Origin of the sequence: Longirhabdus pacifica (assembly GCF_004115085.1) — a bacterium.
Classification (GTDB): Bacteria; Bacillota; Bacilli; order Paenibacillales; family DSM-105158; genus Longirhabdus; species Longirhabdus pacifica.
The window spans coordinates 1-24,704 of record NZ_QXJP01000022.1 but is presented as its reverse complement, the minus strand read 5'-3'; the positions used below and the strand labels follow the sequence as shown (position 1 = coordinate 24,704).

Genomic DNA, 24,704 nt, shown 5'->3' with positions numbered 1-24,704 from the left:
TCTAGCGAGCAGCAAGACGGAATAAAGGTCTAGTTATTTTTTGTGCGATAGCTGGAAAAGAAGCCATGTCGTCTTGTGTAATAGCTCTACATACTATTAAAGAAATCACATACGTCACACTCATACACACGCCGATTAGCGTGGCATGAATAAAATAATCGATACGATAATGTAACGAGGTATCCATAAACATATACCCTAAGCCTAATATCATAAAACCAATGACCGCGGTGATACTGCAAGCTGCAATAAAGTTTTTCCACCTTGCTCCAAGCAATTGAAAATGCACTATTTTCTTCAACGCATGAATATTTAACCACATCACGACAAGAAAACAACATAAAGTCGCTAGTACAATACCATATATTCCGATAAATGGAGACAGAAGTACGCTGAGTAGCAATTTAATGATAATGCCGAATACTACAAATCGTACGGATAAATACGTTTTCCCAAGCCCCATTAGTATGGCTGCTGCGGTCATCATCACAATTTGAAATAAGGCAGCTATCGTACTTAATATAATGACGTAACTTCCATCCGCATCTGTAAATAACGAAGTGTTCAAAGGAAATGCGGAAATACAGATCCAAAGAATGAGCGGCATGCCAGATAATATAGAAAGACGAAGTGCTTGCGCAGCTTTATCTCTTACTTCATCTAATTTGCCTTGTGTATAAGCTGTTGAAATAATAGGGACGATAGACAAACTTAGTGCGATAGCTAATATTGGAGGCAAACCAGCAAGAGATTGTGCGCGTCCCGTTAAAATCCCTAACATTTCTTCCGATTTATGTAAACCAAGTTGGTCAGATAACAATCTAATCGTCAATGTTGAATCTATGAAATAAATCGTCGGCACAAGAATAGATACAATCGTAATCGGAATTGACGTCTTAAAGATCGTTTTATAAATATCTTTGTATGACATGACAGGCTTTTGTCTGCGCAATTTTAACTTATCTGGTGGAAACAACTGGTGACGGTATTTAAAATAAAAATAACTCATGACACCTATCGCTCCGACTGCACCTGTCACACCGCCAAACGCAGCTCCAGCGGCTACCCATCTCATGTCAACTTGATACGTATATAAGAGCAGTGAAGCGATAATAATCGCAGGAAACACACGCAAAATTTGCTCCACGATTTGTGATAACGCACCGGGTAGCATCATTTGATTTCCTTGAAATACCCCTCGCAAAATCGCAATAAGCGGGAAAATAAATAAAGCAGGAGCAATCGCTCTTACAGCCCATAACGCATCAGGGTTATTAGAAAATTGCGTGTAACGTTCTGCACCGAAAAACAATAAAATGGCAGACAAAATTCCACTTACTATAGCGAAATACACTGCGGCACGAAAAATTTTATATGATTCCTGTATGTTACGCAGTGCATTTCGCTCTGAAATAAGCTTACTAATGGCCGTTGGAATGCCCGCTGTGGCAATCATCAATAAAATACCGTAAATATTGTAGGCTTGTTTAAACCAACTGATACCATCGTCATCCATCATGTTTTGTAAAGGTACCATTTGCGCAATACCTAAAAAACGAGCGACGAAAGCAGCAACAGCTAGAATAATGGTCCCTTTAATTAATGAGTCTTTGCGTTTCACTATCCTTCTCCCTCTAAGCCAATATAATTTCCTGTATGACCTTCGCTACACCGTTCTCTTCATTCGTAACGGTAACCAGATCAGCCATATCCTTCACTTCTTGCTGCGCGTTACCCATGGCTATACCAAGACCAGCTTTACGAATCATCGTTGCATCGTTTAAGCTATCGCCCATTGCTACCATTTCTTTCATAGAAATATCCAGCATGGCTCCTACTTTTTCTAATCCACTCGCTTTATGCACACCCTCAGGGTTAATTTCAATATTAAATGGATGCGAATTCGTCACTTCGAAAGTACCCTCTTGTTGAATTTGTTCTCTAATGTATTCCCGCACATCCTGTTGCTCGATATAGTAACCAAATTTAAGCCAACGGTGATCTGGACCGTCCCAATTATCTTTATTATAGAGACCATCCACAGCATATCCCCAAAACCATACGTCTTGTTGAACAGCTAATGCATGAAATTTCTCCACGGCATTCCTTTGCAGTTCATATCGTGCAAACAAGGAAACAGGAGATTCCCACAATTCACTTCCATTCACCGTAACCATCGGTGATGTGTAGTGCAACTGATCAATATATTCTCCCATACTGCGGATACTCCGACCCGTGGCGAAGCAAACTTTAACCCCTGCATCTACAGCTTGCTTAATCCACTTTTCATTTTCTGCTGAAATACGATGCTCATTATTCAGTAAGGTGCCGTCCATATCGAGCGCTAACAATCGGTACTTACCCATTAAATTCCCGCCGCCTTTGCTTCAAATTGTTGTCCCATATAAGTTTGATGCCATAAGCCAAACATATAGATTGTCCACAATTTCCGTGCATAATCACCATTTCCTTGTTGATGATTGCGAAGCATCATTTCCACTTCTGACATGTTGATATAATCTTCCATACCACTAGCTTGCATTTGTTCTAACATCACTTTACCTTGATTTCCTTTTACCCATTCCCGAAGTGGTACAGGAAAACCTAATTTAGGTCTATTTAAAATAAAGTCTGGAATAATACCTTCCATCGCTTTGCGGAAAACATATTTTGTCGTTCCTTGTGCAATTCTGTACTTCATCGGAATTTTTCTTGCCACTTCAAACAGCTCTTTGTCCAAAAATGGGACACGTAATTCCAACGAATGAGCCATCGTCATTTTATCTGCCTTCATTAAAATATCCCCAGGCATCCACAAGTTCAAATCAATATACTGCATGCGGGATACATCGTCTAAATGCTTTGTTTTATCGTAAAATTGCTTCGCAAAATCATGCGGTACTTTCCAATCTCCCGAAACAGGCTGCGTCAACAATTGCGCTTTCATATCATCACTAAAAATCTGCGCATTACCTAGAAAACGCTCTTCTAACGTCTTCGAAGCACGGAGCAAATAATTTCTACCTTTTACCCCTGCTGGCAACATCCCTGCGAGAGATCCTAACATTCTACGCATAGGGAGAGGCAGCCAACTGAGCGGTCTCAACGCTAGCGGTTCGCGATAAATTCGATAGCCGCCAAATAATTCATCTGCGCCTTCTCCAGATAACACCACCGTCACGTGCTCCTTCGCTAACTGTGCCACATGGTAGAGGGCTATAGCGGAAGGATCTGCTACAGGCTCATCTTGATGCCACACTGCATGAGGCAATACGTTAAAGAAGTCTTGCTGTGAAATAAGCTTCGCATAATGATCTGTTCCAATTGCTTCAGCGGTTTGCTTCGCGATAATCGTTTCATTTTGCGCACCTTCAAAACCAACGGAGAATGTTTTCATTTCTTCTATTTGACGCATAAGGGTAGAAGTGGCTGTGGAGTCAATTCCACTAGATAAAAAACACCCTCTGTCGACATCACTTTGTATGTGCAACTTCACTGATTCTTTTAACGTTTCTCTAATTTGTTCCACGTAATAATCAAAAGGCTTCTCTTCTGGTTCAAACATAGGGTCCCAATACTGTGCAATCTGCACCTTGCCATCATAAGTGACAGTAAGCGTATGACCAGGACGTAATTTATGTATACCTTGAAACATCGTTAGCGGTTCCGGAACGTATTGAAAAGTCAAGTAATTATACAATGATTCCTGATTGATATTATTTTTAACGCCTTCCATTTGCAGTAAGCTTTTTATTTCGGAACCAAATACAAATTGTTTCTGATTATATGTATAGTAAAATGGCTTAATACCAAAGTGATCACGCGCTGCGAAAAGCTGCTTTTTTCTTTTATCCCAAATGGCAAAGCCAAACATGCCTCGTAAATATTTTACACAATCGCTTCCGTATTGTTCGTATAGATGAACAATCGTTTCCGTATCTGATTCTGTTTTAAATTGGTGCCCTTTTTGCATGAGATCATGTCTTAACTCTTTATAATTGTAGATTTCCCCATTAAAAACGATCCATACAGACTCATCCTCATTACATAGCGGTTGGTGACCCTCTGCTAAATCGATAATGGATAACCTTCTAAAACCGAGTCCTACACCTTGATCTGTCCACACTCCTGCATCGTCTGGACCTCGATGTTGGATGACGTTCATCATCGGTGTTAAAAGTTGTGGTGAGATCTTCTGTTGGTCAAATCTTACAACACCAGTAATTCCACACATGGATACCCCTATCCCTTCTCATTCAAGTCATTCATTCTAATGTTCAATTATAACACAATGTAAAATAAGGATTCTACTGAGGAGCTGTAGTAAATGTAGTAAAAACAATGAAGCATTAGTTAATCGAGGGTTTTTCAGTTGAGATAGATACAAGTACAAGCAATGACGACAGTAAATGCATCTTATGTTATAAAGTGAGGTGATTACATTGTCTGGATTTATTTCATTTAAAAACAACACTTCCAATACAACGTTTAGATTGATCGCTACCTATACTTCGAGAAGCGGAAATGGAAAACTTAAAAATAAAGTCATGTTAATTAAACCGCATTCAACAATAAAGATGAAAATAAAAGCTGCGGCAATTGAGCTAGTCGTCTCAAGTAAAAAAGGTTGCTTCACTATGCCAACATCCTCTTTCAACGTCATCGATAAGGTTAAAGTTACAACTCCTGTGGTTGTCAATTATGTAGCTGCTAAATCGTGTCGAAATAGAAGGACTTATCTAACTACAAAAATACGCAAGAAAGCTAGCTAACATTTCATATGCAATAAAAAATGGATTAAACATAACGACAAAGTATCGTTTCTTTAATCCATCCTAGTTATTGGAGGTTTTTTCAGTTGAGGTAGATACAAGTACAAGCAATCACGACAGTAAATGCATCCAGAATAAAAATGAAGATAGAAGCTCCTAGATTAAAGATCGTCATTTCAAGTAAAAAAGCTTGCTGCTCCTCACCAGGACCTGTTTTTAACGTCATCGATACAGTTAGAGTTACAACTCCTGTAAACGTGAAGTTTGTTGGTTCTAAATCTCGTCGTAATGGAAGGACTTTTTTAATACAAAAATACGAAAAAAAACTAGCTAAGTTTCAAACACTATAATAATGGCGTAAACATAACGACAAGCATCGTTTGTTTACGCCATTTTACATATTCATTGTAATTGAAATGAATTCACTACCATCATCACGTTGTGCTCCACTTTGAGAAACATCATGACTTACGCTGTTTCTAACTGCGCTTGTTTAGCATGATCTTCTTGTAAGATTTTACGTTTTCTCCACCACTTCGAAATCATGCCGTGAGAGGGAGAAAAGATAAAAGTAAGCCCAAAAATAATCCCTGCTACAGTTACGATACAACCTGCGATAGAGGCATCCAACCATACCGCAGCATAGTATCCAAGAATTGTACTAACAATACCAACTGCCACACTATAAACAATCATTACACTTAAGCGTTCTGTTAACAAATATGCTGTAGCAGCAGGAACCACGAGCATACCAAGAACCAAAATGGCACCTACACTTTCAAACGAAGATACAGTCGTTAAAGATACTAACCCCATTAGCATATAGTGAATCAACGCAACAGGAATACCTACAGATGCTGCCATAGCGGGGTCAAAAGATGTAATCTTGAACTGTTTGTAGAACAAGCTCACCACAAGCAACGTAATAAAAAACGTAATACCTGTACCCCATATTGCTTTTGGTCCAGCATCCATGCCGAAAAGGGTAATCCGATCAAATGGCACAAAAGCAATCTCACCATATAGTACACAATCCAAATCTAAATCAATTTGTCTTGTATATACACTAACGAGTACAATACCGACTGCAAATAGTGCAGTAAAGACAACGCCAATAGAAGCATCGGTTTGCACGCCACTATTTTTGAATAATTGAATCAGGAATACGGTCACTAAACCAAATACTGCAGCACCTAGTGTCATTACTAAAGAATCCCTAGAACCACTAATTAAAAAGGCAATAACGATACCAGGAAGTACAGAGTGACTAATCGCATCTCCGACCATCGCCATCTTCCTTAATATAAGAAAACAACCGAGAATACCACAACTTGCAGCGACGAAGATGCCCGTCAAAATGACCCATAGCTCATTCACACTCATATTGACGAACCCCTTTCTCTTAGCTGCATTTGCTTCTCTTTCTCTACTTTTCTCTTCACACTTTGTCTTAATAAAAATTTAGATACAACGCCACGACTTGGTGCGAACAAAATAGAGAAAACGAAGATGCCTGTTGCAGATAATACAACGAGCGGACCAGAAGGTAAATTGTTACCACTAGCACTAATGATCGTACCGATTACACCACTTACTCCCCCAAAAAGACCGGAAAGGAAAACCATAAGACCTAATTTTTCTGTCCAATAACGAGCAGAAACAGCTGGTGTAATGAGCAATGCAGACATTAATACGACACCGACAGCCTGAATACCAACCACAACGGCAATGACAATTAAGAACATGATTAATTGCTCAATCAAAGCGACTGGGTAGCCAAGACCTTTGGCAAATCCAGCATCAAAACTTGCTAACTTGAATTCTTTGAAAAACAGCGTACAAATGACGATCAATATTGCAGAGATGATTGCCATAACGATCACATCTGAACGAATCATCGTAGCAGCTTGACCGAATAAAAATTTATCCAAGCCACTTTGATTACCATTTGCATTATGCTGAATGTAAGTAAGCAAGACGATACCTAATCCAAAAAATACAGATAAAATAATAGCAATCGCTGTATCTTGTTTAATTCTACTTTTTCTCGTAATATAGCTCATAATAAATGTAGATATAATCCCCATCACCATGGCGCCAAGCATGAATAAGAAAATGGACTTTACTCCTGATAACAAGAAAGCAATACACACTCCTGGTAGTGCCACGTGAGCAAGTGCATCTCCCATCAAACTTTGCTTACGCAAATAGGCGAAACTTCCTATGACACCACTGCCAATACCTAGTAATGTACATGCCCATAATATCCACTGTATATTAGGCTCTTTTAATATTTCAAACCACGTCATGAACGTTCACCTCTTACTTTCACCTTATGCTAAAACGAAAGAAGACTCTTTTTGCTTATCTAAAACTGCTAATCTTCCTCCGTAAGTCTCTTGCAGCATGTCTGCAGTAAATACTTCTTCCGCAGGTCCTATCGCTCTTAACGTTTCATTTAGCAGCATGACCCAATCAAAGTATTCTTTTACCGTAGCTAAATCATGATGCACGACCAAAACAGTCTTTCCTTGCTTCTTTAATTCATCCAACAGCGTAATAATCGCCTTTTCCGTCGCTGCATCCACACCGACAAACGGCTCATCCATAAAATATAATGTTGCATCTTGTGCTAATGCACGTGCCAGGAAAATACGCTGTTGCTGTCCACCAGATAGCTGACTAATTTGTCGATTGGCATAATCCTGCATGCCAACTTTGCGTAAGCTTTCCATTGCAATTTCTTTCTCTTTTTTACCAGGTCGCTTAAACCAACCTAGATGACCATAACGACCCATGGTTACGACATCTAGCGCATTCGTAGGAAAATCCCAATCTACCGATTCTCTTTGTGGCACATAACCAATCTTTTTCAATTGATCTTTATATGGCTTGCCGTATATTTTAACCTCTCCACTTAAGCGAGGAATAAGCCCTAGTATCGCTTTAATCAAAGTAGACTTCCCTGCTCCGTTCGGACCTACGATACCAATCAATTTCCCTTCCGGTATACTAAAGGTAATATCACGAAGCACTGGCTTCTTCTGATATGCGACACTTATATTATTTATTTCTAATGGGGATTGACTCATTGTGTACATCTCCTTTTTTTATTTCAGCGCCGATACGATGGTATCTACATTGTGACGAACCATCCCAATATATGTTCCTTCTTCTGTCCCTTCCGCACCCATCGCATCAGAGAATAGTGAACCACCAATCACTACGTTATGTCCTTTTTTCTTAGCACCTTCAATAACAGATGTGATTGCTTCGTCAGATATACTGGTTTCAACAAACACCGCATTGCTCTCGTTATCTACGATAAAGTTTACTAAGTCTACCGTGTCTTTTGATCCAGCTTCTGAAGCCGTACTTAAACCTTGCAACCCACGAACTTCAATACCATATGCTTCACCAAAATAGCCGAATGCATCATGTGCTGTAATCAATACTCGTTTCCCTTCTGGAATCGTGTTAATTTGCTCTTGTACATACGCATCCAGTTCCTGCAATTCTGCTAAATAAGCTTCCGCATTATTTGTATACTCTTCTTTATTGTCTGGATCAAATGCAATCAATGCATCTCTAATTTCTTCCGTTACGTTAGTCCATAATTCTACATCAAACCATACGTGAGGATCGTATTCCCCTCCTGTTTCTGGATCTGCAGCTATCAACTTGCTTGTATCTAGTTTTTCACCAACCGCTACTGTCGGCTTTTCATCACTGTTCATTTGCTCTATTATTTCCGCCATTTGCGCTTCTAAATAAAGCCCGTTATAAAAAATAATTTCTGCGTTGTCTAATTTTTTAATATCACCTGGTGTTGCTTTATACAAATGAGGATCTGTTCCTTCTTTCATTAATCCTGAAACTTCAGTAAGATCTCCTCCAACATGACGAGTTACATCTGTAATCATTCCAATAGTAGCTGTTACTTTTATTTTATCGGTGGTAGATTCATCTCCACTTGTTTCTTCATCACTAGTTTCATTGCTTCCACAACCTGCTACAACCAAAATCATCACTGCTAAAAATAATGATGCTATTCCAAATCTTCTCCATCCATTTACTTTCACTTTCATTACGTTTGACATTCTCCCATGTTCCTTCCTCTTATATAATATTTTTTGTTCATATTGATGAATAAAATCATCATTGTTCTATGCTTTTGCATATGTACCTATTTTTTTCACTTAACTCACACTATTTATTATACACAAAAAAGTTGCTCTTGTGCAACTTTTATTTTGTGTCTATTTTTACATACAAAAAAACTGCTTTGTGGCGTTTGTAACTACCATAAAACAGCTTATATACGTTTACTGATTGAAATCTATCTCTAGTATTAACATGTTCCTATTATATTACATCATATATGTTCACACTTTACGTTCATTCGCTTCTATTTTGTTCAGTACCTGTAGCTTATTCCGTTTCCACAGTGTCTTGTGTTTCTTCTGTTTGCTCATTAGGATCAGGGATAACTCCTTGCTCTATAAAGTAGGCATCGAATATTGCCCGGGCAATAGGTCCTGACGCCCATGCACCGTATCCACCTTCTGGAACAACAACAGCAACAGCAAGTTGTGGATCTTCTATCGGCGCGAAAGCAATGAACACCCCATTTTCAATAATGGAACCTGAAACGGCCTGCTCCGAAGTACCCGTCTTTCTAGCAACGGTATAGGAAGGAAGCGGCTCCCCATTGTATGGCGTACTGAAACCTCCAGCTGCTACGTTGCTCATCCCTTCATAAATCTCATCCCAATACGCTTCAGGAAATTCATTTTGTTCCAGTATGACTGGCTCAAACTGTTCCAATACTTCCCCTTCGAAACTCGTAATTTTTTCTACGAATTGTGGTTGCATTCTCGTACCTTTATTGGCAAGCGTTGCCGTATATTGCGCTAGTTGGAGCGTCGTATATCTCGCATTCTGACCGAAAGAAGCAAAGACAAGTGCTGCTAGATTACTTCCGCTCGCTTCGGTATTTAAATAACCACGAAGTCCTTTATTTTCATTTGGCAATCCACTACCTGTAAGGTCTCCTAAGCCGAACATTTTCATATATTTATCCCATACTTGAACTGCTTCCGCTCCCCCATGTTTGTTGTACAGCTTTTCCCCTATCATTTCTGCCATAAACGTATTAGAAGAGGTGCGAAGCGCTTCTGCAGGATCTATTAAGCCATTGGCTCTATTATTCGAGTTGTTAATGTTTGAACCGTCTAATCCATATATAAATTTGCCATTATCGCTATATTGCGTATCGGGGGTGAATAACCCTTCATTCAATCCTACTAACACCGTTAGTGGCTTCATTGTTGAACCTAGCGGCACGAGAGAGCCAGGATGTTTCCTCCGCTGTGCATCATCTTGATAATTAGCAAGTACATCCTTAATGGAACCGTTAGGATATAAATATTGAATTTTATTATATTCTTCCTGACTAATACTATCGTTCCACACGTGTGGATCATATACGATGTCTTCTTCATAATCTGGCGATTCTGCATAGTTCGCCATGGCCACAACTTTACCAGTCTTCACTTCCATTGCTACAGCATAACCTGCAATGGCTTCTCTTCCTCTGCTATATGCCGCATTATTCGTCGTCTTTACGTATTCCAAGTGATCCTTTATTGCGGTTTGTGCTGCCATTTGTACGTCTTTATCTATCGTTAAATGAAGGTCGCTCCCTTTTACTGGTGCGGTGACTTCTTTCAACTCGACAATACGATGCTGTTTATCGGTATAGAAAATTTTATTGCCATTTTCTCCTCTTAATTCTTCTTGATACATGAGCTCAATACCGTCTAAACCTACATATTCTTTGGACAAATAGTCTTTCTCTGTATCACGATATAGATCATATAGAGGAGATTCATTATTTTTAGCAATATTATATTGACGCATATAGCCGATCAACTGCGGTGCGATGAACTGATTGTTTTCCTCTACGTATCGTCTTGTGCTCTCTTCCACAATTTCAATCCATTGATACTGATTACGATGTTCCGTAAAGTAAGCAATTTCACGATCTGACAGATCGGTCTTTAACTTTCGTGGAGTGTTAATCAGATCTTTTCTAAAAAATAAATCCATCTTTTCCACAATGTCTTCAGCTGTCCAGATGATATCGTCATCACCATACGCATTAAAAACATCAGCCAGCTCCACTGCTAAAGCTTCAGCATCTTCTTGTTTTTGATCTGGTTCAATTTGAAAATACAATGATTGCGTTGGAGTGGAGTACACCACGACTTCTCCATCTGCGTCCAAAATTTTACCTCGTATAGGAGGAATCGGTACGGATGTTGTTCGGAATTCTGTCTTTAACGCGGTCCATTCTTCTCTTTCAACAAACTGTAATATGGCAAGCCGTATAATTAATATAGAAAATAAAACGAAAATACAAAAGAAAAACACATTCAACCGAAACGCAAAATTGACCTTCTTACGCTGCTTTTTCTTTTGTTCATCTCTTTGATGCGCAACCATTTCTTGTATCACCCCTTTATTTGAACAATTCTTTTAATGAAGTAATACCTTCTCCCGTTTGATGTGGATAACGGGTAATTTTTATCGCGTCTATACCTAATTGTTTTGGTGCCCAAACATCATTAATATCGTGGTCTCCTATATATAACATCTCATGTGGAGAAAGTCCTGTATGTTCTAAGGCAATTTCAAAAATTTTCGGATTTGGTTTTTCTACCCCGACTTCTGCAGACACAATCACAGTGTCAAATAAATCTACAATACCTTTATCTGCTAAGATATGATGTAATGAGTCTGCAAAGTTTGAAATAATGCCTACTTGCAAGCCCATTTCTCTCATTTTTTGCATACTAGGAGCTACATCTTCAAATACGTGGTAGTGTTCTGGCAGTAAAAACATATCATACATGGCATGGCAAATTTGATTCATCTTATCTGGGTCATATTGATGTATTACCCCAAGCGTGGAGAGGACTTCCTTGTATAACATCACCCAAAATCGTCGATCTTCATCTGGTGAGCAAATAGCATGTACATCTTTTTCTCTTTGATAATAATGTGTGTTCAAAGCTTGCTGCAATGCATGTTTCATCTGTTGTTCTTCTACCTTCATTCCGTATTGCTCTAAAAATCGAACCGTAATATGATGTACTTTAGGTATCGTAATCAACGTGTCCCCTGCGTCTAAAAATACCGCCTTATAATGGTGCAACATGATTGGTCCTCTCCCTCTATACGATATAATTTTTTATCTCTATATTTGGTTTGCAAGCTGCTCTTGTACAAAATCTTTTACCCACTCTGGTTTTTTTATCGTAAAAGATTGCCCTTGAAAATGAACCGTAAGGTCTTCCGATTCCAATGCACCTTCCAGTTTAATTTGACTACTCTCTATTTCAAATGAACCATCAGGTTGAGCGGTAAATTGTGCTTCAGCCAACTCACCCTTCAACAGTTCAACTGCTTCTTGTTGAACATTATCCATAACCGAACTAGCAGCCTTTACAAGATCGTCTGCAATCTCATATTCCGACACATAATAAAACGTACCCAAAATAATCGCAACGATAACGACCCACTTCAGCACGGTTTTAATAATACTAACGACTACAACTAACAACACAAAAACAAGGATAAGAATATACCACTGTTCCTGTAAAAAAGAACTCCATTGTTCTACACTTGCCATTATATAACCCCCTAACTAGCGTTTACTATTTTCTTTTATTCTACAACTTATTATAACAAAGTCCAAAATAATGACAAAACCACGATGCATAACATATACATAAGATGGAGAAATCTCTACATCAAAACCTATAAGCCTGGCTACTGAGGCGTAAACTTGTTTCACATCATTTCTTCATCTTATATAGAGTAACAGAGATAAAACATGGATAATACAAAAATAGAACGGTAAAATAAACATAACACCTAAGTAGAAGTATTTACTGTAACCATGATGAAATATGGATAGGATGGAGGAACATGTATGGTCATTGTTGTGGAAGGGAAAAACGATCGTAAACGACTCAAAAAATTATTAACCCCACAAATAGATATTATATGTACATTTGGAACACCTAGCAGCAATCGCTTAGACCAAATCAGGAAGCAAGTCGGTTCCAATGAAGTATATATTTTTACAGATAATGATGCCTCCGGGAAAAAAATAAGAGCAAAGATTAGTGATCTGTTTCCAGATGCTACACATCTCTATACGAAAAAAGGATACTGCGGCGTGGAAGGAACACCTGAAGAGTACTTAATAGAGAGGTTAGAAAAAGGTGGACTGCAAGAATATATATTGTATCCAGAAAGTACAGATAACCAAAACTATATCAGGTGGCATTTAGAATAATACGCCACCTGAAAAACATCCTTTTCACTTCTTTTCTATTCACAGTGAAATTTATTGTTCAGCTAAATAAATAAGTTCATCCGCAATGCCTTCAATATCGAGGTCTTGAATTTCTTTTTCTTTAACAAGATGATATTTGACAACATTTCCTTCTTTATCTAGTATAGCAAAAATATTTTGATGATATACCCCACCTGTATCTGTTTTTCCGACACCAATACCGAATGCGGTCGCCATCTCCACCATATACTCTTGTTCTGCTCTCATAAAATACCATCCATTGAGATCAGGATTATAACTTTTGCTATACTCTTGTAGCGTTTCCAGTGTATCGTTTTCTGGATCAACAGTAATGGAAAGGAATAAAATATCTTCACCAAAGGCTTCTGGCGCTTTTTCTTTTATACTATCTTGAATTTGAGATAACTGAAACGTCGTTGGTGGACACACATCCGGGCAGTTTGCAAAGAAATGATATACAAGTCTCGCCTTACCGTTCGTATTGTCGAGGGTTACCGTAGATCCATCCATGTTAGTATATGCAAAAGAAGGCGCTTCCTTTAATTTTTGAAAGCCATAATCCTCACCACTACTGCAGCCTGCAATGACCAGCATGCATGTCATGATGACCATCCATCCACACTTCTTCGTGAACACTTCACGCATTTCAAATCACCTACCCATTTACATTTGTCGTATTAAAGATCATGACAACAAAAAGTATCGTCAAATAATTAAGAGAATAAATAAAATTAAATCGTGCCCACTTCTCCGTGTTTTTTGCTTTTAATCCATATAATGAAATGATCAACCACAAGATACCCAGTATAATAGCTGTAATCAAATACACCATTCCAACATATCCGTAAGTATAAAATAATATAGAAACCGGTATTAATGCGATGACATATGGAATCATTTGATATTTCGTACGTGTTATCCCTTTTACAACAGGAAGCAGTGGAAATCCTGCATTTTTATAGTCGTCACGTCTTAAAATGCCCAATGCCCAAAAGTGCGGTGGCTGCCACAAGAACAATATTCCGAATAGTATCCATGCTCCTGCATCCAGCTCGTTGCTGACTGCGCAATACCCTATCATCGGTGGCATTGCACCTGAAATTCCGCCTATGGATGTACTCCATGTGGATGTTCGTTTTAACCACAATGTGTATACGAAAACGTATACTAGCCATCCAACTATACCGAGCAAAGCGGTGATGGCATTGATAAAGTATAAGATGCTCAAACCGACTATGCCTAGTATGACGCCGTATATAAAGACCGTTCGTGGAGAGATTTTATTCTGAGCTAGCGGTCTATCTTTCGTTCGGTCCATCATCGTGTCCAGATCACGGTCTAACCAATTGTTAAATACACAAGCAGATGCCATGACAAGACCATTACCTAGTAACATAAATAATAGCAACCACCAATTTATAGACCAACCAGAAGCAACCCAAAATCCACCAAATGAGGCAACTAAATTCGTTCTTACAATTCTTGGCTTCGTTACATGTACATAATCTCGCCAAGTTGCTTGAAGTGATTTTCGCTCTCCCTTTGTTGGTGACATCGAATCGACTGTTGTCACATTTTTATTCACTTCAATCCCCCTCTACAGACAAAACGTGTTCGCTGCTAAACATGCTCATCCGTTGAGCATATGCGAACACGATCCCTTTTAGGTATTTATAATATTATCATAACAACCCTTATCTTTTTTGACAACATAAAAGAAAATATGGCAATTTGTTGACACTTGTTTAATGTTCATTTATGCAAATGTTTACGCCTCAGTAGATAGGCGTAAAGGTGCAACCTAGTAAAATAAAAGTGTCACGTTTGCCCATACATCTTAATACAATGATCATGTCGGAACTGTGGTGCGTATTGTTTGCTCTGAAAGGATGTGAGGAGACTCATGGCGGTCATAAACGCAAGTTCAGAAGATGTAAGGACACTCGCAAGACTCATGCGCGCTGAAGCGGAAGGCGAAGGTGAGCTGGGCATGCTGATGGTAGGGAATGTCGGAGTCAATCGTGTATTAGCTAATTGCTTGGATTTTGTAGATATTCGCAGCATACCAAGAATGGTTTATCAAACACCAGGTGGATTTGAGGCGACACAAAAAGGTTATTTTTATCAACGAGCACGAGAGAGGGACATTGCATTAGCCCAGCGCGTCATTAATGGCGAACGTTTCCATCCAGCTACGAATTCGTTATGGTTTTTCCGCCCAGGTGGTGCTTGCCCTGTACAATGGTATAACCAGTACAACTCAGGAAGATATAAAGTGCATTGCTTTTTCTCACCTACGTTGTCTAATTGCCCAAGTGTATATTAAAAAAGGTTACAGAATACATTGGTATAAATAGAATAACTACTTTTTAAAAGGAGGAATTGTATGTTTCGTCAACAGCAATACCCAATGAAAGGAAATTACGCTGCTCAAAGCATGGGAGCGGGTACTTATCCGATGAACTATGGCTACGGCACGATGCCAATGCAGTCCATGCAACAATATGTAAGCCCTAGTTTCATACCAGGAACACCAAGTGGAGGGGCTATTTTTCCATTCCAAGCAGCTACACCGCCAACCCCAGCCACCCCCGGTCAATTACCGTTAGAGCAATCCTATGTCGAAAACATTTTACGATTAAATCTAGGAAAAGTAGCTACTATTTATATGACGTATGAAAACAATGAAAAGTGGAATGCAAAAGTATTTCGCGGCGAGTTAGAAGCAGCTGGTAGAGATCACATTATCATTAGTGACAGGGCAACAGGAAAAAGATACTTACTATTAATGATTAATTTAGATTACATTGAGTTTGACGAGAGACTCGAGTATACATTCCCATTCGGATCTGCTGATACAACGACCATGACGAATGGATAGTACTTTTATACACACATTATAACGTTATACACATATCAACCAAATTATTAATTTATACACATAACTTACACATCATTGCTTAATGCACACATCATACACATCACTTCAACTTAACGTTAAAGCCATTCAAAAAACATTCCTCTTACATTATGGTTAGAGGAACGTCTTTAGGAGTGGCTTCTTTTGTTTTTTATGTTCGTACACTTACTTACGATCAATATGATTAAATTCCCATATGTGAAGCTTTTCTAATCCCCCTTTTACCCAATGATGTAAAGGAAACCATGCAGAGGACTCTTCTGTCGTCATTCTCATTTGCTTAAATGTTTCCACATGATTAGGATTTAATTTTTCTTTATCCCATATTTCCACAAAATTATTTCGCTGATCACTTCCTTCATAGATTTCAACTAATCCTTGCTCACCATAGCATTGATCTACCCAATTGAAATAATCTTGTCTATGTTGTTCCATAATTCTATATTCCACAAATACGATATGCTTCATTGATCCTACACCACCTTTTCATGTTCTTTCCTATTTTAAGGGTAATATAGCGAAAGGTAAACTGGCTAAACCTTCTCCATGAATAGTGTGCTATAGCTAAAAGTGGAATACGTCATGGCTTTACTAAAAAATCATATTTATATAAGTTGAAGAAATGATGGAATACAAGTTTACGCCTCAGTAGCCAGGCGTAAAGGTTATGCTGTAGTGATTTCTCCAACTTATGGTTAAAGGTAATAAGTTGGATGAAAAAATTCATTCAACTTATTTAGTTCGGTTTCATTCCTTGTTTTGCTGATGATAAAATAAGGGAAGAATAGGTATACTTTAAATAGCGAACATGGACTGGAGGAAGGATAGAGTGGACAGTGCAACTCATTTCGTAGTTGGTATAGGTTTAGCAGGTTTAGCGCAAATAGATCCCGTAGTAAGTGGAAGTGGTACCGTGACGACAGCCGTCATGATAGGAACTGTTCTCGGTTCTCAAGCGCCAGATACAGATGGTTTGTTACGTCTAAAAGGAAATGCAATGTACATCAGGAATCATCGTGGAGCATCGCATTCCATTCCTGCTTTACTGTTCTGGAGTATTTCCATTACATTAATGCTGGCCGTCTTTTTTGATCCATTGCCTTTACTGAACGTATTTGCTTGGACTGCGCTTGCAGTAGTTATTCATGTTTTTTCTGATTTATTTAACACGTATGGTACGCAGGCATGCAGACCTTTTACAAAGAAGTGGATATCATGGGATATCATTCATATTTTTGATCTTTTTATTTTTATTTCTCACTTCATCGCTATTATCTTATGGGCGACAACCTCGTTCCCACCGGCAACGATGTTTGTGGTGTTATACAGTTTGACCATTGTATATTACATTTGGCGGACACTATACCGTCGACATTTAATGCGATACATACCCACAGTGGATAAACAATACCAAGAGGGAGATACGTACTTGCTTATTCCCACCGTTCGATTTTCACAGTGGAACGTAGTCAAAACCAGAGGAAAGGATACATACTTCTTAGGAGAGTGGAAACATCGACACCTACTTTGGATCGATATGTTACAGTGCTCTAACCATCCTGCCTTGGAAAAATCTAAATCCAACAACGATGTGGCTTCATTCCTTTATTTCAGCCCACTTGCATGCGGGGAAGTGACGGAACATGATTGGGGAATAGAAGTTAAATGGGTGGATGTTCGCTATCGCTTTCGTAAGCAGTACCCCTTTGTTGCTATTCTTTACTTGGACCATCATGGCAATGAACTCAATAGTTACGTAGGTTGGATTAGCAATAATAAAGCAAAACACAAATTAAAAATGAATTTCCTACAGCAGGACTCCCACTAAGGTAGGCATCCAATAGATAAGTTGAATGGACTTGTTCAACCAACTTATTACCTCTAATCACAGGATGGAGAAATCTGTTTTTATTCTGTTTTCATAAATGAGCATAGTGTAATGGGTTAACATGCGATATGATAGACATATTAGAAAGTTTTTCATTCTCTAGACTGCATGTTAAGGAGCTTACGATGAGCAAAAAGTACGCGTTTTTATATTCTGTCTTTTCTTTATTGGTTCTACTTTCCATTGCGGTAGCGTTAAGCTTCAGATCGCTATGGGTTGCTTTGCTACTCACTATAGCTTATGTTTTCATCGTTGGATTTGGTTTTATATTGAAAGCGCGAATAAGAAGAAAAAAAGAAAATCCACATGCTTAAACAGTGCAAAGGTGTGCAGGCCATACATGCCGACACACCTTTTTCGTCACTTTTTCAATTTGTTCACCGGTAAAACAAATCCCATCTTCTCTTTTACATCTTCTATCGTACGATCTGCAACCGCATGTGCTTTCTCTGCTCCTTGTTGCAACATATGATATAGGCTTCCACTTTCCCGAATTTCTTTATATTTTTGCTGTATCGGACTGAATTGTTCCACTACGACATCTACTAAATCTTTTTTAAATGCGCCGTACATGAGTCCGTCGTATTTTTTCTCTATATCTTTTATGGAGATGCCAGACAAGCAACTGTATATGGTCATTAAATTCGATATTTCTGGTTTTTCTTCTTTATCAAAGCGAACTTCATTACCGGAGTCCGTCGTTGCACGCATAATTTTCTTCTTAATGACATTCGGTTCATCTACCATCGTAATGAAACCGCCTTGGTTTTCATCGCTTTTGGACATTTTCTTCTTGGCATCTTGCAATGACATAATTCTTGCGCCCACTTCTGGAATTTCACTGCTAGGAATCTTGAACGTTTCACCGTATCGCTGGTTAAATCGCTGCGCTAAGTCTCTCGTTAACTCAATGTGCTGTTTTTGATCTTCACCTACAGGGACAATATCTGCCTGATACAACAACATATCTCCTGCCATTAGTGTGGGATACGTAAATAAACCAGATGGAATAGACTCCTGATGTTTCTGTGATTTATCTTTAAACTGGGTCATTCGTTCCAACTCACCCATGTAACTTAACGTATTCATAATCCATCCCATTTCAGCATGTGCAGGTACGTGGGATTGTAAAAATACCGCAGACTTATCCGCATCAATGCCGGAAGCGAAATACAATGCTGCTACTGCTTCCGTCTGTTCCTTGAGCAGCTTAGGGTCTTGTGGTGTGGTAATAGCGTGCAAATCCACTACCGTAAAAAAACATTCATTCTCTGGATCGTCTTGCAATTTCTTATAGTTTAAAATGGCTCCGATGTAATTACCCATCGTTAATGTGCCGCTTGACTGCATTCCTGACATAACTCGCTTCATTTTGTTGTAACCTCCCTTAAATATAAAAAAACTCCCCAATCCCCATAAAGGGACGAGAAGTCCGTGGTACCACCCTTATTCGTCTTCTAATCGAAAAAATATAATGTATACGCACCTCAATATGTATACGTACCATCATCATTAGAAAACCTCATGTTGTCCTATAACGTGGGACAATACGTCTAACCTAATAAGCAGCACTGTGCTTTTCAGCTTGAAGCTCAAGGATCCATTCCACAGGTCTCATCACCGAACTTCCACCATCATCGGCTCGCTTTAGATACAGATGCCTGTTTACTACTTCCTATCGACGCGTTTCATATTATGTCATTTATTTTATCGAATGCGATCTTCCTTTGTCAAACGAAACTTCATCCTTTCTCTACTCATCCTTACTAAATTAAATTGCATATCATTAAGATAAAGGTTACACCAACAAATGAAAAGGAAATGTAATGGTAAAGTAGAAATATACTATACATATAGCATGTATCATTCCATAGAGACAGGATGTGAAGATGTTGAATTGGAGTATAAGAGCAAAACAACATTTACTAAAAGCAGGATCAAAATTAATACGATACAAAAACCCTACTCTAATTGAAGGAAAGGGAAGTGTAGGACAACTTGCTGTACAAATGCAAAAGTGGAATTTACAGCATGTGTTCATCGTGACAGATGAGCGTCTACTAGAACTTCGTTTATTAGATTCGTTACTTTCTTCTTTGCAAGAAGCGGGAATACGCTATACCATCTTCGATCAAGTACAGCAAAACCCCACTATCGAAAATGTAGAAGCCGCAAGGAAGATGTATATAGAAAATAAATGTGATAGCATCATTGCCTTTGGAGGCGGTTCACCAATGGATTGCGCTAAAATTGCAGCGGCTAGAGTAAGCAATCCTGAAATTGCTATTACAAAAATGAAAGGATATTTTAAAGTAAGAAAGAAAATTCCTCCATTATATGCGGTGCCCACAACAGCGGGTACAGGTTCAGAAGCAACGATTGCAGCCGTCATAACAGATCCAGCACGCCAAGAAAAATTTGCAATCAGCGATGTGAAACTCACTCCAAAAATAGCTGTGCTGGACCCTGAGCTTACGATCGGCTTGCCACCTCACATTACGGCAGCCACAGGGATGGATGTGTTGACGCATGCTATAGAGTCTTTCATTGGTGTTTTTAGCACCCCATATACAGAAGATCTGTCGAAAAAAGCGGTACGCATCGTTTTTCAACATCTAGAACATGTATACCACAATGGAGAGGATATAAAAGCACGAGAAGAAATGTTGCGAGCTTCCTATTATGCCGGTATGGCTTTTACTAGAGCATCCATTGGTTATGTTCATGCCATTGCACACCAATTTGGTGGTCTTTATCATATACCACATGGACTTGCAAATGCCATTGTCCTTCCATATATACTAGAATATTACGGAGAAACGATTGAAGAAGAGCTAGCTGAACTTGCTATTGCTGCTGAAATACATGAGGCAAGTGAATCGAGTGCAGCATTAGCGGTTAAGTTTATTAAACGCATTAAACAGATGAATAAACAAATGAATATTCCGAACATAGTATCTTCATTGAAAGAAGAAGACATCCCACTGATTGCACAACGAGCACTGATGGAAGCAAACCACTCTTATCCCGTTCCTAAAATCATGAACAAAAAAGACTGTGAAATGATTATTAAAAAAATGCTACCAAACTAAAAAATAAACAGGTTCCATTTCATTTATAATATTTTCCTTTTCATCACGCTCAAGTACACGACAATGAACAAAACACAATAAATAAAAGACAACAGCAGCGTGATGCTAAACTTAACCATAGAAGTATCCCCTGCATGCATGACAACATCCATAAGCGTATAAGATGGAGGTATGATCCATGAAACGTAAACATAAAAAGAAAATTGCTCGAACAAAGCACCTTGAGCTAACGATAATACAGCAACAAACAATATTCCTCCAATGCCATAACTCATCTTATTTAGCAGAGTAGAAGTAAAAAATATAGTACAAGAAATGGCTATTAGCGCTATACAAAAATGGGAAAGAAGAGCGACAGTAAGAGCATAAAGTGTGACTTGTTCATGGAATGTATTGAATATAATGGGATATGTAACGACAAAAACACCAATGACCATACATAAGAGCCATGCTGAAAGTATTTTACTTGCATAATATAAGCTGGTATTATTTTTACAATGCACTAGTGTAATTTGCTTTTGGATGGTATTCTCACTTCCAAACAACGTATAGCATATCCATGATGATACAAAAAACATATAAATTAATGTCACAGCATAACTTTCCATCACATGACTCGTACTAGATCCATATTGGATAATAATACACAATAAAAGAACAACGAATGGTGGAAAGAAGCGATAGGATTGAATATAATCTTTCAAAGTATATGAAATAAGATGATACAATTTGAACACTCCTAGTTGGAAATATATTGCTCATTGTCATGGATAGAAGATTCATTGCCTGTATCGTTATCGTTTTGAAAAGATAAAATCGTATATTGCTGTTTCATTAACGCGGAAAGTATAGGATTACTCTGATTTGACTCTATTACCAAATGTATGTGGTTATTTCTTTCCTCAACATATAGGACTCCAGATATTTTTTTTAACTTTTCAATAGATGATGCATGCTTGCTAATCTTAATGGTGGCAAAGTTTGTTTCATTCCTTATACTTTCATTACTTTTATCAGAAATCACTTTTCCGTCTTCTAATACGATGATTCGATCCGCAGTAGCATCTAACAGCTCTTTTTGATGACTAGTTAAAATCATAGTACAGTTTTCTTTTTTTAATTGTTTCATTACTTGCTGCCAATCTTTAAGCGTTGTTACATCTAATCCAGACCAAGGTTCATCTAATATCAAAAGATCCGGCTGCTCTATTAAACCTTGAATCATATTTACTTTCTGCAACATTCCTTTTGAAAAATGCTCCATCTTTTGTTTTCTCACTGAATATAGACCGAATAATTTTAACCATTCAGAAATTTTAAGCTGTGTTGTTTTCTCGTTAAGGCCGCTTATTCTGGCCATATAAGTCAAATAGTTTTCAGCATTAAATCTTAAGGAAGGAAACTGATCGGGTACAAATCCTTTTTTGATACTTTTAGGTGTGATGATTTCACCTTCGGTAGGCGTTAAAATTCCAGCTATCATTCTAAGCAGTGTGCTTTTTCCTGTTCCATTAGAACCTGTAATGGCTAAGATTTCTCCTGCATGCAATGTAAAAGAAATATCCTTTAACACTTCTTTTTTCTTGAAATTCTTTTTCACATGCTTGAGCTCTAATATTGTATCCATACGTGCTCCTCATTTGTAGTTATACAGAAAAGTTTACTTTTGTATCGGTTCCGTTAGTACAATGTTTCGTTCTTCCATCACCCTAACATATTCGCTCTCAATAATTTTGGAAAGTAATTCTGTAGCCGTCATCCCTTTTTTTCTAGCTGCTTCTGCTAATACTTCTTTCACATATACAGGTATGTCATAATGGAATTTTACTTTATTTTTATATCCCATGTTCTATTCCCTCTCCCTCACTTAAAATACTTTCGCATTGTGTTTCAATGATTCTTATTAATAATTGAGTAGCTGACAGTCCTTGTATTGTCGCAGCTTCAATTAATTTCTCTTTAATTTCTGGAAGCACCTCATACGGTAGTTTCACTTTCGGCTCACTCATGTGCGTTCCTAAATGATTTTCTACTTGAATGGCTTTACTGATTAAAACTTCTAAAGCGTCATTTTCAGTATGCTGACCGTATTTTTTTAACACACGACGCAAATAGTTTTGTAAAACCTTCTGATTTTCATCTGGAAGCGTAATACTAATGGATTCGTTATGTACATTAACTAAGCAGTTTGTTTTATATCCAAATAAATTCAATTGATATTCCAAAATTTTTCAACACCCTTCGAGTAGGTTATGAATAAAATATAAACTAGAGCGCATTACTACGCAATACTATATCATAAAAAAGATCATTTTTTTCTGATTTATCATACACAAAACAAAAAAAAGATAAAAATTAAATGGGGACAACGCTTGATTCGCCTGCCTATTTTGATAAAAGTGACGATTGCCCCACATTAGTCAATCCAATTTATCTTGTTGTATTTTACATCGTGTTATTTCTTGAAAAATGATACAGTCATCCATTTACGGAACGTTGACCATTCCATATATTGGACATGTTGTAGTTTGAGACAAATCTGGCTGACATCACTAATTTTTCATTGATTACACTAAAATCAAAAGCAATTTCTCCATGTGTCCATTTTCTATAATGCAACGTTCCTATAGCCATATGTAAAAACTGTGTCTGTTGTTCTCTTGTTAAACCGTCAGCATGATTTGCTACTTTCTCCACTTCATTACCCTCTAGTAAAGTATGACTAAGACCAAATTTACCTACGTTATTATCTCGAATATGCATGAATAATGTCCCTGAAGAAATAAGCGATAATTCTTCCACCATTTCTTTAAATACGAGTTGAACTTGCTTATTTAACACTAATTCCCTATTTATCATTCTTAAGACACACTCCTTTTTACCTATAAATAATAAAAATATAATTCATAAGGCTCATTATAAGTTGTAATTTTACTTATTTCAACAATTTTTTACATAGTTCTCAAGTATTGGTTTTCACTCTATTTTGTCGAACAAACTATATTCTTAACTTTAATTTAACTTTCCTAAAAATATTTAAGAATTAATTCCTATTTTATTTACTTCTGTTTATCTTTTTCAAAGGAATGGCAACATCATTAGATTGACATCATTAGAAAAAAACAGTAGTAAAGACCCAATTAAATTAAACGATCTTATCACAATATATTGTATATAACATGACTTTTCATTTTTGTTTGATGAAAAAAAGAAAATATTCTAATTAGAATTTACTACTTTTTAACATTTATTTTTTTATTCATAAAGCATACAGCCTCAAATTTTGTCATATCATGAAGTATGGCGATAGTATGAAATTAATATGAAATTAGTTTGAAATAAGAACAAAGAGAATAGAAATTTTCTTTATATTTATCTTTTTCCGACAGAAGACTCCCATTTCAACGAGTGAGAATTGCGTAGCCCAATGAGTAAGTGGGAGATGAATGTAGGTAGGCGTAGCCTAAGATTGTTTGGTATAATTTAGATATTGCTAGAAAGTGAGGTGGAAACAATGTTAGTCAACAAAGCCTATAAGTTTCGTATCTATCCAAATCAAGAACAAGAAATATTAATTGCCAAAACAATCGGCTGTTCTCGTTTTGTGTTCAATAGGTTTTTAGCACTTTGGATTGATACTTAC

At 37.7% G+C, this 24,704-nt stretch carries 27 protein-coding genes and 1 other annotated feature; of the genes, 8 read left to right on the top strand and 19 right to left on the bottom strand.

Going from position 1 to position 24,704, the window contains the following annotated elements; all coding sequences use genetic code 11:
- Nucleotide 1 precedes the first annotated feature (1 nt).
- From D1Z92_RS13995 to asnB, 3 genes are read right to left on the bottom strand one after another with little or no spacing between them, the layout of a single operon-like run.
- Nucleotides 2-1,621, bottom strand: a complete 1,620-nt coding sequence (locus D1Z92_RS13995) for a putative polysaccharide biosynthesis protein (protein ID WP_128896297.1) — start codon at nt 1,619-1,621, stop codon at nt 2-4.
- A 13-nt stretch (nt 1,622-1,634) separates the two neighbouring features.
- Nucleotides 1,635-2,366: a Cof-type HAD-IIB family hydrolase gene (locus D1Z92_RS13990; protein WP_128896296.1), complete on the bottom strand. Its 732-nt coding sequence runs from the start codon at nt 2,364-2,366 to the stop codon at nt 1,635-1,637.
- Nucleotides 2,366-4,234, bottom strand: coding sequence for an asparagine synthase (glutamine-hydrolyzing) (gene asnB, locus D1Z92_RS13985; protein WP_128896295.1), 1,869 nt, complete (start codon nt 4,232-4,234; stop codon nt 2,366-2,368). The genes D1Z92_RS13990 and asnB overlap by 1 nt, the downstream gene beginning before the upstream one ends.
- Nucleotides 4,235-4,442: 208 nt before the next feature.
- Here asnB and D1Z92_RS13980 point away from each other — a divergent pair, with 208 nt between their 5' ends.
- Nucleotides 4,443-4,772 carry a hypothetical protein gene (locus tag D1Z92_RS13980; RefSeq protein ID WP_128896294.1) on the top strand — a complete coding sequence of 110 codons (330 nt, stop codon included), beginning with the start codon at nt 4,443-4,445 and terminating at the stop codon, nt 4,770-4,772.
- Nucleotides 4,773-5,240: 468 nt separating this feature from the next.
- Here the strand turns inward: D1Z92_RS13980 and D1Z92_RS13975 are convergent, their stop codons facing one another.
- The 7 genes from D1Z92_RS13975 to D1Z92_RS13945 all read right to left on the bottom strand — a co-directional run bounded on the left by D1Z92_RS13975 (nt 5,241) and on the right by D1Z92_RS13945 (nt 12,468).
- A complete protein-coding gene (locus D1Z92_RS13975) occupies nt 5,241-6,149 on the bottom strand; it encodes a metal ABC transporter permease (RefSeq protein WP_276318878.1) in 909 nt (302 codons plus the stop codon).
- A gap of 2 nt (nt 6,150-6,151) precedes the next feature.
- Entirely contained in the window at nt 6,152-7,081 is a 930-nt protein-coding gene (locus D1Z92_RS13970; RefSeq protein WP_128896292.1) for a metal ABC transporter permease, read from the bottom strand.
- 24 nt (nt 7,082-7,105) lie between these two features.
- A complete protein-coding gene (locus tag D1Z92_RS13965; protein WP_128896291.1) occupies nt 7,106-7,864 on the bottom strand; it encodes a metal ABC transporter ATP-binding protein in 759 nt (252 codons plus the stop codon).
- A gap of 18 nt (nt 7,865-7,882) precedes the next feature.
- Nucleotides 7,883-8,860, bottom strand: a complete 978-nt coding sequence (locus D1Z92_RS13960) for a metal ABC transporter solute-binding protein, Zn/Mn family (RefSeq protein ID WP_128896290.1) — start codon at nt 8,858-8,860, stop codon at nt 7,883-7,885.
- 343 nt (nt 8,861-9,203) lie between these two features.
- Nucleotides 9,204-11,279, bottom strand: a complete 2,076-nt coding sequence (locus D1Z92_RS13955; protein ID WP_128896289.1) for a peptidoglycan D,D-transpeptidase FtsI family protein — start codon at nt 11,277-11,279, stop codon at nt 9,204-9,206.
- A 16-nt stretch (nt 11,280-11,295) separates the two neighbouring features.
- On the bottom strand, nt 11,296-11,994 hold the full coding sequence (locus tag D1Z92_RS13950; protein ID WP_128896288.1) for an HAD-IA family hydrolase: 699 nt from the start codon (nt 11,992-11,994) through the stop codon (nt 11,296-11,298).
- Between the two features lie 39 nt (nt 11,995-12,033).
- Nucleotides 12,034-12,468: a hypothetical protein gene (locus D1Z92_RS13945; RefSeq protein ID WP_128896287.1), complete on the bottom strand. Its 435-nt coding sequence runs from the start codon at nt 12,466-12,468 to the stop codon at nt 12,034-12,036.
- A gap of 303 nt (nt 12,469-12,771) precedes the next feature.
- Between D1Z92_RS13945 and D1Z92_RS13940 the strand changes: the two genes are divergently transcribed.
- Nucleotides 12,772-13,140: a ribonuclease M5 gene (locus D1Z92_RS13940; protein ID WP_128896286.1), complete on the top strand. Its 369-nt coding sequence runs from the start codon at nt 12,772-12,774 to the stop codon at nt 13,138-13,140.
- Nucleotides 13,141-13,191: 51 nt separating this feature from the next.
- Here the strand turns inward: D1Z92_RS13940 and D1Z92_RS13935 are convergent, their stop codons facing one another.
- Together D1Z92_RS13935 and cyoE are read right to left on the bottom strand one after the other, a co-directional pair.
- Nucleotides 13,192-13,806, bottom strand: coding sequence for an SCO family protein (locus D1Z92_RS13935; RefSeq protein ID WP_128896285.1), 615 nt, complete (start codon nt 13,804-13,806; stop codon nt 13,192-13,194).
- Between the two features lie 10 nt (nt 13,807-13,816).
- Nucleotides 13,817-14,746 (bottom strand): heme o synthase, encoded by a 930-nt coding sequence (cyoE, locus tag D1Z92_RS13930; protein WP_240666749.1) that lies wholly within the window; start codon nt 14,744-14,746, stop codon nt 13,817-13,819.
- Nucleotides 14,747-15,064: 318 nt separating this feature from the next.
- Between cyoE and D1Z92_RS13925 the strand changes: the two genes are divergently transcribed.
- The gene (locus tag D1Z92_RS13925) at nt 15,065-15,487 is read left to right on the top strand and encodes a cell wall hydrolase (RefSeq protein ID WP_128896284.1); all 423 of its coding nucleotides are present in this window, start codon (nt 15,065-15,067) and stop codon (nt 15,485-15,487) included.
- A gap of 60 nt (nt 15,488-15,547) precedes the next feature.
- Complete coding sequence (gene gerQ, locus D1Z92_RS13920; protein ID WP_240666748.1) at nt 15,548-16,042, top strand: spore coat protein GerQ; 495 nt, start codon at nt 15,548-15,550, stop codon at nt 16,040-16,042.
- Nucleotides 16,043-16,246: 204 nt separating this feature from the next.
- On the opposite strand, the gene D1Z92_RS13915 is transcribed toward gerQ, so the two are convergent.
- A complete protein-coding gene (locus D1Z92_RS13915) occupies nt 16,247-16,549 on the bottom strand; it encodes a hypothetical protein (protein WP_128896283.1) in 303 nt (100 codons plus the stop codon).
- Between the two features lie 361 nt (nt 16,550-16,910).
- Between D1Z92_RS13915 and D1Z92_RS13910 the strand changes: the two genes are divergently transcribed.
- Nucleotides 16,911-17,909: a metal-dependent hydrolase gene (locus tag D1Z92_RS13910; protein ID WP_128896282.1), complete on the top strand. Its 999-nt coding sequence runs from the start codon at nt 16,911-16,913 to the stop codon at nt 17,907-17,909.
- A gap of 185 nt (nt 17,910-18,094) precedes the next feature.
- Nucleotides 18,095-18,283, top strand: coding sequence for a DUF5325 family protein (locus tag D1Z92_RS13905; RefSeq protein WP_128896281.1), 189 nt, complete (start codon nt 18,095-18,097; stop codon nt 18,281-18,283).
- A 46-nt stretch (nt 18,284-18,329) separates the two neighbouring features.
- Here D1Z92_RS13905 and trpS read toward each other — a convergent pair whose 3' ends face one another.
- A complete protein-coding gene (gene trpS, locus D1Z92_RS13900) occupies nt 18,330-19,340 on the bottom strand; it encodes a tryptophan--tRNA ligase (protein ID WP_128896280.1) in 1,011 nt (336 codons plus the stop codon).
- A gap of 45 nt (nt 19,341-19,385) precedes the next feature.
- Nucleotides 19,386-19,660 (bottom strand) — a binding site (T-box leader).
- Between the two features lie 198 nt (nt 19,661-19,858).
- Here trpS and D1Z92_RS13895 point away from each other — a divergent pair.
- Nucleotides 19,859-21,061 carry an iron-containing alcohol dehydrogenase gene (locus D1Z92_RS13895; protein ID WP_128896279.1) on the top strand — a complete coding sequence of 401 codons (1,203 nt, stop codon included), beginning with the start codon at nt 19,859-19,861 and terminating at the stop codon, nt 21,059-21,061.
- 23 nt (nt 21,062-21,084) lie between these two features.
- On the opposite strand, the gene D1Z92_RS13890 is transcribed toward D1Z92_RS13895, so the two are convergent.
- From D1Z92_RS13890 to D1Z92_RS13870, 5 genes are all read right to left on the bottom strand, one after another.
- Nucleotides 21,085-21,789, bottom strand: coding sequence for a hypothetical protein (locus D1Z92_RS13890; RefSeq protein WP_128896278.1), 705 nt, complete (start codon nt 21,787-21,789; stop codon nt 21,085-21,087).
- Nucleotides 21,790-21,800: 11 nt separating this feature from the next.
- Nucleotides 21,801-22,688: an ABC transporter ATP-binding protein gene (locus D1Z92_RS13885; RefSeq protein WP_128896277.1), complete on the bottom strand. Its 888-nt coding sequence runs from the start codon at nt 22,686-22,688 to the stop codon at nt 21,801-21,803.
- A gap of 33 nt (nt 22,689-22,721) precedes the next feature.
- Nucleotides 22,722-22,907, bottom strand: a complete 186-nt coding sequence (locus D1Z92_RS13880) for a hypothetical protein (protein WP_128896276.1) — start codon at nt 22,905-22,907, stop codon at nt 22,722-22,724.
- A complete protein-coding gene (locus tag D1Z92_RS13875; RefSeq protein WP_128896275.1) occupies nt 22,897-23,286 on the bottom strand; it encodes a hypothetical protein in 390 nt (129 codons plus the stop codon). The genes D1Z92_RS13880 and D1Z92_RS13875 overlap by 11 nt, the downstream gene beginning before the upstream one ends.
- 253 nt (nt 23,287-23,539) lie before the next feature.
- Nucleotides 23,540-23,920, bottom strand: coding sequence for an O-methyltransferase (locus D1Z92_RS13870; protein WP_128896274.1), 381 nt, complete (start codon nt 23,918-23,920; stop codon nt 23,540-23,542).
- A 655-nt stretch (nt 23,921-24,575) separates the two neighbouring features.
- Between D1Z92_RS13870 and D1Z92_RS13865 the strand changes: the two genes are divergently transcribed.
- Nucleotides 24,576-24,704 (top strand): helix-turn-helix domain-containing protein (locus D1Z92_RS13865; protein ID WP_164931619.1); only part of this gene is annotated, 129 nt, incomplete at its 3' end.